This window comes from Streptomyces sp. NPDC050085, assembly GCF_044460595.1.
Taxonomy (GTDB): domain Bacteria; phylum Actinomycetota; class Actinomycetes; order Streptomycetales; family Streptomycetaceae; genus Streptomyces.
In genome coordinates this window covers 641,113-653,393 of record NZ_JBITJZ010000002.1, presented here as the reverse complement: position 1 = coordinate 653,393, position 12,281 = coordinate 641,113, and the positions used below count along the sequence as shown (strand labels likewise).

Sequence of the window (12,281 nt, the reverse complement as noted above, 5' to 3'; positions counted from 1 at the left end):
TCCTGAGGCATGAGCAGACCTGACGGAGCTGTGAGACCTGACGTACGCCTCAACTTCCGTACCAGGGCGCGGCGGTGGGCTCTGCCCGCCGTCGTCGCCGTCACCGCCGCCACGCTCTCCTGGGGCGGCCCGGCCGGGGCCGCCGCCGCCCCCAGCGGGCTCCCGGAGGCCATCGACTCCATCCTCGGCGACCCGCGGATGGAGGGCGGCGCGGCGAGCGTCGTCGTCGCCGACGCGCAGACCGGCGAGACGCTGTACCAGCACAACCCGACCGGGCGGCTGATGCCCGCCTCCAACACCAAGCTCGCCACGTCGGCCGCCGCCATGAGCGTGCTCGGCCCCGGCTACCGGTTCACCACCGACGTACTGGCCGCGGGCCGGGTGCGCGGCGGCGTCCTCGACGGCGACCTGTACCTGCGCGGGACCGGTGACCCGACCGCGCTCGCCGCCGACTACGACAAGCTCGCCGCGGACGTCGCCGCGGCCGGGGTGAAGCGGGTCGGCGGGCGGCTCGTCGCCGACGACACCCGGTTCGACGCGCAGCGCCAGGGCGACACCTGGGGCGCCGACGACGAGTCCTCGTACTACGCCGCCCAGATCTCGGCGTTGAGCGTCGCGCCCGATACGGACTACGACACCGGGACCGTGATCGTCGAGGTCGGCCCCGGCAAGGCGGCCGGGGACAAGCCCGTCGTCAGCGTCACGCCGAAGACGGACTACGTGCACGTCGACCTGTCGGGCGCGAGCACCGTCGCCGCCGGGGGAGAGGACACCATCGGCGTCGAGCGGCAGCACGGCACCAACACGATCCGGGTGCGCGGGACCGTGCCGGTGGGCGGGGACACCACCAAGGAGTGGGTCACCGTGTGGGAGCCGACCGGGTACGCGGCCGCCGTCTTCCGGGACGCGCTCGCCCGGCACGGGGTGCGGGTCGCCGGGCCCAGCAGGCTGGGGCGCGCGACCCCGGCGGGCGCCGAGCGGCTCGCCTCGCACGACTCCATGGCGTTGAAGGACCTGCTCGTGCCCTTCATGAAGCTGTCCAACAACATGCACGCCGAGATCCTCACCAAGGCCATGGGGTACAAGACCACCGGAAATCCCGGGAGTTGGGGCGACGGGCTCGCCGCCGTCGCCGGATACCTGAAGGGCGCCGGGGTCGACGCCACGAAGATCCGGCAGGTCGACGGCTCGGGCCTGTCCCGCAAGGACAACTTTGCCGCACGGCAGCTCGCCGATCTGCTGCTGTCCGTACGGGACGAGCCCTGGTACGCCGACTGGTACGCGTCGCTGCCGGTGGCCTGCGCCCCGGACCGGTTCGTCGGCGGGACGCTGCGCTCACGGATGTGCGGGACGCCGGCCGCCCTCAACGCCCGTGGGAAGACGGGGTCGTTGACGGGGGCCAGCGCGCTTTCCGGTTACGTGAAGGACGCCGACGGGCGCGAACTCGTCTACAGCGTCGTCCAGAACAACTACCTGGTCTCCTCCGTGAAGCCGCTGGAGGACGCGATCGTCGTGACCCTCGCCAGGTCCACCGCGAAGGAGGCGTCGGCCGTCACGCCGAAGTCGCCCCGCTCGCTGCCCGCCGCCGAGCGCGACGGCGACCTCGAGTGCTCGTGGCGCAAACCCGCCGGCTGCTGACACTCAGCGCGGCTGCCGGGTGCGTCGCGCGCAGCCGTGCAGCGACAGGACCAGCGCCGTCACCGCCGCCGTGACCGGCACCGCGTACGCCGCGGTGGGGCCCCAGTGCTCCACCGCGGCGCCGCCCGTCGCCGAGCCGCACGCGATGCCGCCGAGCAGACCGGTCACGGCCAGGGTCATGCCCTCGTTCAACCGGCCCTCCGGCGTGCGCTGTTGGACCAGCGTCATGCCCGTCACCATCGTCGGCGCCGTCGCCATCCCGGCGACCAGGAGCGCGCCCCCGAGGACGTACAGGGAACCCGTGCCCCAGGCCGCGAGCAGCGGCAGCGCCATGAGCGCCGCCATCGCCGCGACGCAGAGCGGGTGCCTGCGGTCGGCCGGGCCCGACGGCTTCAGCGCCCCGTAGGCCAGGCCGGCCGCGCCCGAACCCAGCGCCTGCAGCGCGAGGACGACGCCCGCCCACGCCTTGTGGCCCAGCGTGTCCGCGAAGGCCACCGTGACGACCTCGAGCGAGCCGAAGATCGCGCCCGTCGCGAGGAAGACGACCAGCAGCGACGGCATCCCACGCGCGCGTAGCGGAGTTTTCGTCGCTTCTGTACGAGGCCGGGCAGGCGGCTGCGTGGACCGCTGGGCGGCGAACAGCAGGACGCCCGTCACCATCAGGACCACCCCGACGACGGCGCCCGCCTCCGGGAACAGCGCGCTGCACAAGAAGGCGGCCACGACCGGGCCGAGCATGAAGCACAGCTCGTCGGCGGCCTGCTCGAAGGAGTTCGCCGTGTGCAGCGCCTGCGGTTCGTCCTTGAGCAGGTGCGCCCAGCGGGCCCGCGACATGCCCCCGGTGTTGGGGGTCGCGGCCGTCGGCAGATACGCGACGAACAGCGCCCAGTCGGGAGCGTCGAGGCGTACGCACAGGAGCAGCGCCAGTACGCCGACGGCCGCCACCAGGGTCGCGGGCACGGCGACCTGGGCCTGCCCGCGCCGGTCCACCTGGCGCGCGAGCCACGGCCCGACGACCGCGCTCGCCACCAGGCCGCTCGCGCCGAGCGCCCCGGCGAGCGCGTACGAGCCGCGCGTGCCGGAGATCAGCATCACCGCGCTGATGCTGAACATGCCCGACGGGAAGCGGGCGATGAGGTTGCCGAGCGTGAAGGCGCGGGCTCCGGGGATCGTGAACAGGCGCGTGTAGGCGGCGACAGAGGTGGAGACAGAAGCGGCGACAGAGGTGGCGACAGAGGTGGCGGTGGGCATGGGAAGAGCGTCGCCGCAGGTCAGGGCCGCGGTCCAACACTTACTCGGTGCCCATTGACGCACCTGTGTTGTAAGTTCGCCCGGTGACCCCCGTGAACGTCGAGCCGCGGCTGCTGCGCGCCTTCCTCGCCGTCGCCGACGAACTGCACTTCACGCGCGCGGCCGCCCGCCTCTACGTCGCCCAGCAGGCGCTCAGCCGCGACATCCGCCGCCTCGAACGGGAGCTGGGCGCCGAGCTGTTCGGCCGCACGACCCGGCAGGTCACGCTCACCGCGGAGGGCGTCCGGCTGCTGCCCTACGCGCGGCGTGCGATCGAGGCGCAGGACGAACTGCTGGCCGCCTTCACGGGCCCGGCACCCGGGGCCGGTCCGCTGCTCGTGGACGTCAACAGTCCCGGGCTGATCCATGACCGCGTCCTGGCCAGGGCCCGCGAACTCGCCCCCGAGTGCGAGCTGATGGCCCGCTACGAGAGCGGCCTGACCGGGGCCGCGGCCGAACTCGTCGCCGGACGCCTCGACGCCTCCTTCGGCCGCTTCGCGGGGCTCGACCCGGCCGTGCGCGAGCGCCTCGACCAGCAGCCCCTGCGCTACGAGCCGATGGCCGTGATCCTGCCCGAGGACCATCCGCTGGCCGCCCTGGACGCCGTACCGCTGGAGCGGCTGGCGGGGGAGACGGTGTACGCGGGCGACGGCAATCCGCGTACGCCGGAATGGACCGATCTCGCGCGGCAGTTGTTCGCCGGGCGCGGCATCGCGATCTCGCCACCCGCGCCGCTCGCCGTGGGCGAGGAGGAATTCCGGCGGATCATGGCGAAATACCGGAACCCGGTCCTCACCGGCGTGGACTTTCCGGTCATGCCCGGAGGGGTGCTCAGGCCCTTGGTCGACCCCGTTCCGCTGTCGCCCGTGTCACTGGTGTGGCGAAAGGGACGAAAGCATCCGGGGATTGAGGCGCTGCGGGCCGCGGCAGATGAACTCGCTGCGAAGAATGGATGGCTCCGCCGTCCCGAGAATGGGTGGATACCGGCCATCGATGCACTCATCATGATGAGTCGCAACTGACACGTGGACACGAGTGTCACCGGCGTGCGCTACATTCATGGTCCGGGCGCAGTGTGATAAGGGGGGCGCTCGGATCGGGTGGGGGCCCGTTCCGAGGCGACAAGTGCCCGGTGAGTCGCGTGCGCACCCATGAACATGTCCTTGGGGGGATGTGCGTACGGTGGAGAACTGGCGAGAAGACGCCCTGCCCGGGCAGACCCATGATCCGAACGAGGTGACGGTCCAACTCGACGGCGCGGGGCGCCTGTTGGGTGACCTCCTCGGAGGGGCTGGGCAGCCGGGGGCGCCGACGGGGGCGCCGGGTGACGGCAAGGAAGTACCCGTGTTCGTCGACGACTCGGGACGGCGCAGTCGCACGTTCCGCCGCGTCGGCGTGCTCGTGGGCCTCGCCTGCGCGGTGTACGCGGTCGTCATCGTGGTCACGCTGCTGTCGGGGAACTCGAGCGCGCCCTGGCTGCCCATGCCCTCCGACGGCAAGGGGCCCGCGGGCCAGGTCGACACCAAGCCGCTCGTGCCCGCCGACTCCGCGACGCCGTCGACGCCGGTCGGGTCGCCGGGCACCACACCCGACCCGAGCGCCTCGGGCACCGCACCGGGCGCCACCCAGAGCCCGGGCGAGAGCGGCGCACCCTCGACCGGCACCACCCCGGACGACGGCAAGCCAGGCACCGGCACGGGCGGCAGCACCTCGTCCGGCAAGCCCGGCACCGGCACGGGCGGCAGGACGACGCCGCCCGTCGACCCGTCCCGTCCGGGCACCGTCACGACACCGCCGGTGGACGAGACCACCCCGCCGGTCGAGACGACCCCGCCGGTGGAGCCCACCGACACCGCCACCACCCCGGTGACCGAGGGCAACACCGACACGGTCGCGGACGGCACCCCGTCGAGCGCGCCCGTCGACCAGAGCCCCGGCGGCGAGCCGTCGGACTCGTCCGCCGCGTCCCCCGAAAGCAGCGTTCTGTAGATGTCCCACCGCTCATCGCCCCGGCGGGCCCGCAAGGCCGGTAGGGCCCGCACGGCCCGCAAGCGCCGGCTTCCGCTGCGCTATCTCCTGCCGTCGCTGCTGCTCGTCGCCATGATCGCGATGCTCATGCTGCGCGGCTACGTGCACAGCGAGATCCTCGCCGACCACCGCATCCAGCCCGAGGCGGGCACCGACCGCGTCCCCGACAAGATCCTCGAGGGCGGCCCCGTCATCGACACCCGCGGCGGCCAGGAGAACAGCCTCTCCATAGGCCGGCACAAGCTGGTGCTCACCTTCGACGACGGGCCCGACCCGGAGTGGACCCCCAAGGTCCTCGACGTCCTGAAGAAGCACCACGCGCACGCCGTCTTCTTCGTCACCGGCACCATGGCGTCCCGCCACCCGGACCTGGTGCACCGCATGGTCGAGGAGGGCCACGAGGTCGGCCTGCACACCTTCAACCACCCCGACCTCTCCTACCAGTCGACGAAGCGCATCGACTGGGAACTCTCGCAGAACCAGCTGGCGCTCGAGGGCGCCGCAGGCGTGCGCACCTCCCTGTTCCGGCCGCCGTACTCCTCGTTCGCCGACGCCATGGACGACAAGTCGTGGCCGGTCACCAAGTACATCGGCTCGCGCGGCTACATCACGGTCGTCAACAACACCGACAGCGAGGACTGGAAGCGCCCCGGCGTCGACGAGATCATCCGCCGCGCCACCCCGCACGGCGGCAAGGGCGCCATCGTCCTGATGCACGACTCCGGTGGCGACCGCTCGCAGACCGTCGCCGCCCTCGACCGCTTCCTGCCCCACTTCCAGGACGAGGGCTACACGTTCCAGAACCTCACCGAGGCCCTCGGCACCCCCAGCGCGCACACGCCCGTGACCGGCGTCGAGCTGTGGAAGGGCCGGGCGTGGATCTACGCGGTCCAGGCCTCGGAGAACATCACGGGCGTCCTGGTCGCCGGGCTCGCCGTCATCGGCGTCCTCGTCATGGGCCGCTTCGGCCTGATGCTCATCCTGTCCGCCCTGCACGCCCGGCGCGTCCGCCGCCGCGACTTCGCCTGGGGCCCGCCGGTCACCGAGCCGGTCTCCGTCCTCGTACCGGCGTACAACGAGGCCAAGTGCATTGAGAACACCGTCCGTTCGCTGATGGCGAGCCAGCACCCCATCGAGGTCATCGTCATCGACGACGGCTCGACGGACGGCACCGCCCGCATCGTGGAGAGCCTGCGCCTGCCGAACGTCCGGGTGGTGCGCCAGCACAACGCGGGCAAGCCGGCCGCGCTCAACAGGGGCCTGGCGAACGCCCGGTTCGACCTGATCGTCATGATGGACGGCGACACCGTCTTCGAACCGGCCACCGTGCGCGAGCTCGTCCAGCCGTTCGGCGACCCGCGCGTGGGCGCGGTCGCGGGCAACGCGAAGGTGGGCAACAGGGACTCGCTGATCGGCGCCTGGCAGCACATCGAGTACGTGATGGGCTTCAACCTCGACCGCCGCATGTACGACATCCTGCGCTGCATGCCGACGATCCCCGGAGCCGTGGGCGCCTTCCGCCGCTCGGCACTCGAACCGATCGGCGGCATGAGCGACGACACGCTCGCCGAGGACACCGACGTCACCATGGCGCTGCACCGCGACGGCTGGCGCGTGGTCTACGCCGAGAAGGCCCGCGCGTGGACCGAGGCCCCGGAGTCCGTCCAGCAGCTGTGGTCGCAGCGCTACCGCTGGTCGTACGGCACCATGCAGGCGATCTGGAAGCACCGCCGCGCCCTGATCGAGCGCGGCCCGTCCGGCCGCTTCGGACGCGTCGGCCTGCCGCTGGTCTCCCTGTTCATGGTTTTGGCTCCGCTGCTCGCGCCCCTGATCGACGTCTTCCTGCTCTACGGGGTCGTCTTCGGCCCCACCCAGAAGACCGTCATCGCCTGGCTCGGCGTGCTCGCCATCCAGGCGGTCTGCGCGGCGTACGCGTTCCGCCTCGACAAGGAGAAGATGACCCACCTCATCTCGCTCCCGCTCCAGCAGCTCCTCTACCGGCAGTTGATGTACGTCGTCCTGCTGCAGTCCTGGATCACGGCGCTCACCGGCGGCCGCCTGAGGTGGCAGAAGCTGCGGCGCACCGGCGCCCTCGGCTCGGCCCCCGGCGGCGTACCGCACCAGCGCACGGCAGCGGCGCACGGCAAGGACAGGAGGCCGGTCGCATGACGTACCCGAACGAGCCCGCGGGGCAAGGCGGTTGGTACGCGGGACCCGGGTACCCCCCGGCCGCGCCCGCGCCCACCCGCCTCGCCGGAGTGCCTCACCAAGTGCCTCACCAAGTGCCTCAACAGACGGACGTCACCCGCCCGTTGCCCGAAGCGAAGCCCGCGCCGAAGAAGCCCGGGCGCGACCGGTACCTCGACCTGCTGCGCACCACCGCGCTCGTGCGCGTCGTCGTCTACCACCTCTTCGGGTGGGCATGGCTGACCGTCCTCTTCCCGTCCATGGGCGTGATGTTCGCGCTCGCCGGATCGCTCATGGCGCGCTCGCTGAGCCGCCCCGCGATCGGCGTGATCCGCGGGCGCATCCGGCGCCTGCTGCCGCCGATGTGGGCGTTCAGCGCGGCCGTGCTCACGCTGCTGTTCCTCGGCGGCTGGAACCCGGGCAAGGACCCCGACAACGGCGGCACCTGGGGCTGGGTCGGCCTCTTCAACTACCTGGTGCCCGTCGGTGCGCCCAACTTCCCCTGGCACCTCGGGGACAAGGCGGGCCTGCTCGAGGACACCTGGCCCGCGCAGGCCGCGGGTCCGCTCTGGTACCTGCGGGCCTACATGTGGTTCGTGATCGCCTCGCCGCTGCTGCTTTGGGCGTTCCGCAAGGTGCCGTGGGCGACGCTGCTCGCGCCGCTCTGCCTCACCGCGGTCGTCGGCACCGGCGTCGTCACGATCCCCGGCGAGACGGGCAACGCGGTCTCGGACTTCGCCGTCTACGGCAGCTGCTGGGTCCTCGGATTCGCCCACTACGAGGGCGTGTTGGCGAAGATCCCGCGCTACCTGGCCGTCTCGCTCTCGGCCCTGATCATGGCCTTCGGCCTGTGGTGGGCCTCGGGGCACCTGGGCCCCGACGGCTGGGACCTGAACGACATCCCGCTGGCCCAGGCCGCCTGGTCGTTCGGCTTCGTGGTGATCCTGCTCCAGTACTCGCCGTCCTGGCAGGAGCTCCCGGGCCGCCTCGCCAAGTGGGACAGGCTCGTCACGCTCTCCAACAACAGGGCCGTCACGATCTACCTGTGGCACAACATGCTGATCATGGCCACGGTGCCGATCATCGACCTCGCGTACGACCTGCCGTTCATGGAGGACGCGCGCTGGAGCGGTGCGCTCGACTCGACGTACATGATCTGGATGTTCGTCCTGGTGTGGCCGCTGATCGCACTCATGGTCGTGAGCACCGGCTGGATCGAGGACCTGGCCGCGAAGCGCTCGCCGCGCCTGTGGCCGGACGGCAGCAAGAAGACACGCCCTAGGGCGGGGTTGTGCCCCGTGTGCCGTCCGGGTTGACTGGGGCGAACTGTGTGCGTGGGCCGCACAGTTCGCACGGGGACGGGGAACCAGCGATGACGCAGCCACCGGGACAGCCGCCGCAGGACGGACAGGGACAGGGACAGGGGTACGGATACGGCGGGCCGCAGCAGCCACCGGTGCCCGGGCCCTATGGCTCTCCTCAGTCCCCGGGACCGTACGGCGCCCCGCCGCCCCCGGGCCCGTACGGCAGCGACAACCCGTACGCGAGCGCGCCCACCACCCCGATGCCCGCCTACGGGCAGCCGCCGCAGCAGCCGCAGCCGTACGGTCAATTCCCGCCGCCCCAGGGCCCGTTCCCGCCCGCGCCGCCCGAGCAGGGCGGGGGCAGGAAGCGGGCCGTGCTGATCGCCGTCGCGGTCGTGGTCGTCGCCGCGCTCGCGGGCGGCGGTGTACTCCTGGCCACCAGCGGGGACGACGGCGGCGACGACAAGCCGGTCGCCGGGCAGAGCAGCGTCGTCGCGACGGGCAGCGCGGGCCCGGGGCCGAGCTCCGAAGCCCCCAGCCCCGAAGTCTCCGGTCCCGAAGTCTCCGGCCCGGCCAGCGAGGATCCGTACGCAGACGAGCCGACCGACGAGCCCACCGACGGGCCGAGCGAGCGCCCCGCGGGCGACACCGGCTACCAGGGCCAGTGGCAGAACGAGAAGGCGCAGACCCTCACCATCGCCGGCAAGATCGCCTCGGGCAGCGCCAAGGGCAAGTACAACGTCAGCTACATCGACGCGGGCGGCAAGGGAATCTGCAGCGGCATCGGACAGCCGCAGGGCGCGAGCGGATTCCGTATCGCCGTGTCCTGCATGGGCCAGGACACCGGCAAGCAGGTCTTCGCCGCGAACCTCACCCAGGCCTCCGACGTCGTGACGCTCACCTGGGACAAGGGCGGTTCGGTGAAGCTGCCGTGGGTCGGCGCGGGCGCCTCCTGACCCCCGCCAGGACCCGGCCCGGTCCCCGCGCGGCGCGTCAACCCCACCCCTGAGCCTCACCACCCGCCCACCCGGCAGGTGAGAGCAACGTTCCTCACCGGTCACCCGACGCCACAATCCGGAAATCAGGCCTCCCTACCTTCGGTCGCATCAGCAGTGAACCGTGACCTGGAGGCGTCAGATGGCCGGCCGGAGCTGGATCGAACAGTGGGACCCCGAGGACGAGACGTTCTGGGAGGAGACGGGCGCCAAGGTCGCACGGCGGAACCTCGCCTTCTCCATCCTGTCCGAGCACATCGGTTTCTCCATCTGGACCCTGTGGTCGGTCATGGTCCTGTTCATGGGCCCCGCGTACGGCATCGACCCGGCAGGCAAGTTCTTCCTCGTCTCGACGGCGACGCTCGTCGGCGCCTTCGCCCGCGTCCCCTACACCTTCGCCGTCGCGGTCTTCGGCGGCCGTAACTGGACGATCGTCTCCGCGAGCCTGCTGCTCCTGCCGTCGATCGCGGCCTTCGTGGTGATGGAACCGGGCACGTCCTACAGCACCTTCATGGTGTGCGCGGCGCTCACCGGCGTCGGCGGCGGCAACTTCGCCTCCTCCATGACGAACATCAACTCCTTCTTCCCGCTGAAGAAGAAGGGCTGGGCGCTCGGCCTGAACGCGGGCGGCGGCAACATCGGCGTCCCCGTCGTCCAGCTCGTCGCACTCGCCGTCATCGGCGCGAACGGCGGGCCGCGCGTCCTGCTCGGCATCTACATCCCGCTGATCGTCGTCGCGGCGGTCCTCTCCGCCCTGTTCATGGACAACCTGGCGACGGTCAAGAACGACACCGGGGCGGCGAAGGAGGCCGCGAAGGACCCGCACACCTGGATCATGTCGTTCCTGTACATCGGCACGTTCGGCTCGTTCATCGGCTACTCGTTCGCGTTCGGGCTCGTCCTGCAGACCCAGTTCGGCCGTACGCCGCTGCAGGCGGCCGGCGTCACCTTCATCGGGCCGCTGCTCGGCTCGCTCATCCGGCCCGTCGGCGGCCGGCTCGCGGACCGGTTCGGCGGGGCGCGCATCACGCTGTGGAACTTCGTGGGCATGGCGGTGGCGACGGGCGTGGTGACGCTCGCGTCGGTGCAGAAGTCGCTGGCCCTGTTCACGGTCGCGTTCATCGTGGTCTTCGTGCTCAGCGGCCTCGGCAACGGGTCCACGTACAAGATGATCCCCGGCATCTTCCAGGCCAAGGCGCTCGGCATGGGCCTCACGGGCGAGGACGCGGCCGCGTACGGGCGGCGTCTGTCGGGTGCCTCGATGGGGCTGATCGGCGCGGTCGGCGCACTCGGCGGCCTCGGCATCAACCTCGCCTTCCGCCAGTCCTTCCAGACCGCGGGCACCGGCACCGGCGCCTTCGTCTCCTTCCTCGCCTTCTACGCGGCCTGCTTCGTGGTGACGTGGGCCGTATACCTTCGACGTTCGGCCGCGCGTTCCACGGTCGCAGCCACGGCCGGTGCGAAGCCGCAGCTCAGCTACGCGGAGGTGTGACGGCAGCGCGCGTAACACGGACGCAATCGCCTCGATCCGGGCCTGTCACGGTGTGTTGACAGGCTCGGACGATGGCATGACGGCACGACGCACGTTGGCTGACTGCACGGGACGACGGTCGAGCGGGACGAGAACCAGATGTACGACGAACAGCAGACGCGGGCGCAGACGCAGCCCCACGGTCCGCTCGCGGGATTCACCGTGGGCGTGACGGCCGCACGCCGGGCCGAGGAACTGGGGGCCCTGCTCCAGCGCCGCGGCGCGACGGTGCTGCACGCGCCCGCGCTGCGCATCGTGCCCCTCGCCGACGACAGCGAACTCCTCGCCGCCACCAAGGAGTTGATCGCCCACGCCCCGGACGTGGTGGTCGCCACGACCGCCATCGGCTTCCGCGGCTGGGTCGAGGCGGCCGACGGCTGGGGCCTCGGGGACGACCTGCTGGCCCGGCTGCGCGGCGTCGAACTCCTGGCCCGCGGGCCGAAGGTCAAGGGCGCGATCCGGGCCGCGGGCCTCACGGAACAGTGGTCGCCGTCCTCGGAGTCGATGGCCGAGGTGCTCGAGCGGCTGCTCGGCGAGGGCGTCGAGGGGCGCCGCGTTGCCGTCCAGCTGCACGGGGAGCCGCTGCCCGGCTTCGTGGAGGCGCTGCGCCAGGCCGGGGCCGAGGTGGTGGGGGTGCCCGTGTACCGGTGGCTGCCACCGCAGGACATAGCGCCGATGGACCGGCTGCTTGACGCCGCGCTGTCGCGGGGCCTGGACGCGCTGACGTTCACCTCGGCGCCCGCGGCCGCGTCGCTGCTGTCCCGCGCCGAGGAGCGGGGCCAGCTGCCCGAGCTGCTCGCGGCGCTGCACCACGACGTCGTCCCCGCGTGCGTGGGCCCGGTGACCGCGCTGCCGCTGCAGGCGCGCGGCCTGGACACGGTGCAGCCGGAGCGCTTCCGGCTCGGCCCGCTGGTCCAGCTGCTCTGCCTCGAACTGCCTTCCCGCGCCCGGACGTTGCCGATCGCCGGACACCGGGTGGAGATTCGCGGCCACGCGGTCGTGGTCGACGGGGAGCTGCGGCCCGTGCCGCCGGCCGGGATGGCACTGCTGCGCTCGCTGGCGCGGCGGCCCGGCTGGGTGGTGGCCCGCGCGGAGCTGCTGCGGGCGCTGCCCGGGGCGGGCCGCGACGAGCACGCGGTGGAGACGGCCATGGCCAGGCTCCGTACCGCGCTCGGGACGCCGAAGCTGATCCAGACGGTGGTCAAGCGCGGGTACCGGCTCGCGCTCGACCCGGCGGCGGACACCAAGTACGGGGATGTACAGGGCAGTTGACCAGCGGGCACCAAGTGGCGGGAGGGGCAGGGCAGT

At 72.0% G+C, this 12,281-nt stretch carries 9 protein-coding genes; 8 read left to right on the top strand and 1 reads right to left on the bottom strand.

Features of this window, described 5'->3' with window-relative positions; genetic code table 11:
- The first annotated feature begins 9 nt into the window (after positions 1-9).
- Positions 10-1,638 (top strand): D-alanyl-D-alanine carboxypeptidase/D-alanyl-D-alanine-endopeptidase, encoded by a 1,629-nt coding sequence (dacB, locus tag ACIBUY_RS11355; RefSeq protein ID WP_399152430.1) that lies wholly within the window; start codon positions 10-12, stop codon positions 1,636-1,638.
- 3 nt (positions 1,639-1,641) lie between these two features.
- Here the strand turns inward: dacB and ACIBUY_RS11350 are convergent, their stop codons facing one another.
- Positions 1,642-2,889, bottom strand: a complete 1,248-nt coding sequence (locus ACIBUY_RS11350) for an MFS transporter (protein WP_399152429.1) — start codon at positions 2,887-2,889, stop codon at positions 1,642-1,644.
- A gap of 83 nt (positions 2,890-2,972) precedes the next feature.
- Here ACIBUY_RS11350 and ACIBUY_RS11345 point away from each other — a divergent pair, with 83 nt between their 5' ends.
- From ACIBUY_RS11345 to ACIBUY_RS11315, 7 genes are all read left to right on the top strand, one after another.
- Entirely contained in the window at positions 2,973-3,950 is a 978-nt protein-coding gene (locus tag ACIBUY_RS11345; protein ID WP_399152428.1) for a LysR family transcriptional regulator, read from the top strand.
- 160 nt (positions 3,951-4,110) lie between these two features.
- Positions 4,111-4,917: a hypothetical protein gene (locus ACIBUY_RS11340; protein WP_365573114.1), complete on the top strand. Its 807-nt coding sequence runs from the start codon at positions 4,111-4,113 to the stop codon at positions 4,915-4,917.
- Positions 4,918-7,125: a glycosyltransferase gene (locus tag ACIBUY_RS11335; protein WP_399152427.1), complete on the top strand. Its 2,208-nt coding sequence runs from the start codon at positions 4,918-4,920 to the stop codon at positions 7,123-7,125. It begins immediately after the preceding gene.
- Positions 7,122-8,459 (top strand): acyltransferase, encoded by a 1,338-nt coding sequence (locus ACIBUY_RS11330; protein WP_399152426.1) that lies wholly within the window; start codon positions 7,122-7,124, stop codon positions 8,457-8,459. Before ACIBUY_RS11335 ends, ACIBUY_RS11330 begins: the two co-directional genes overlap by 4 nt.
- Before the next feature lie 56 nt (positions 8,460-8,515).
- Positions 8,516-9,403: a hypothetical protein gene (locus tag ACIBUY_RS11325; protein WP_399152425.1), complete on the top strand. Its 888-nt coding sequence runs from the start codon at positions 8,516-8,518 to the stop codon at positions 9,401-9,403.
- Positions 9,404-9,584: 181 nt separating this feature from the next.
- Positions 9,585-10,934 carry a nitrate/nitrite transporter gene (locus tag ACIBUY_RS11320; protein ID WP_365573102.1) on the top strand — a complete coding sequence of 450 codons (1,350 nt, stop codon included), beginning with the start codon at positions 9,585-9,587 and terminating at the stop codon, positions 10,932-10,934.
- Positions 10,935-11,072: 138 nt separating this feature from the next.
- Positions 11,073-12,245, top strand: coding sequence for a uroporphyrinogen-III synthase (locus ACIBUY_RS11315; protein ID WP_365573099.1), 1,173 nt, complete (start codon positions 11,073-11,075; stop codon positions 12,243-12,245).
- Positions 12,246-12,281: the final 36 nt, after the last annotated feature.

Coding starts and splice junctions, on each gene's coding strand:
- ACIBUY_RS11335 (WP_399152427.1), top strand. CDS start 4,918: ATGTCCCACCGCTCATCGCCCCGGCGGGCCCGCAAGGCCGGTAGGGCC.
- dacB (WP_399152430.1), top strand. CDS start 10: ATGAGCAGACCTGACGGAGCTGTGAGACCTGACGTACGCCTCAACTTC.
- ACIBUY_RS11350 (WP_399152429.1), bottom strand. CDS start 2,889: ATGCCCACCGCCACCTCTGTCGCCACCTCTGTCGCCGCTTCTGTCTCC.
- ACIBUY_RS11330 (WP_399152426.1), top strand. CDS start 7,122: ATGACGTACCCGAACGAGCCCGCGGGGCAAGGCGGTTGGTACGCGGGA.
- ACIBUY_RS11320 (WP_365573102.1), top strand. CDS start 9,585: ATGGCCGGCCGGAGCTGGATCGAACAGTGGGACCCCGAGGACGAGACG.
- ACIBUY_RS11315 (WP_365573099.1), top strand. CDS start 11,073: ATGTACGACGAACAGCAGACGCGGGCGCAGACGCAGCCCCACGGTCCG.
- ACIBUY_RS11325 (WP_399152425.1), top strand. CDS start 8,516: ATGACGCAGCCACCGGGACAGCCGCCGCAGGACGGACAGGGACAGGGA.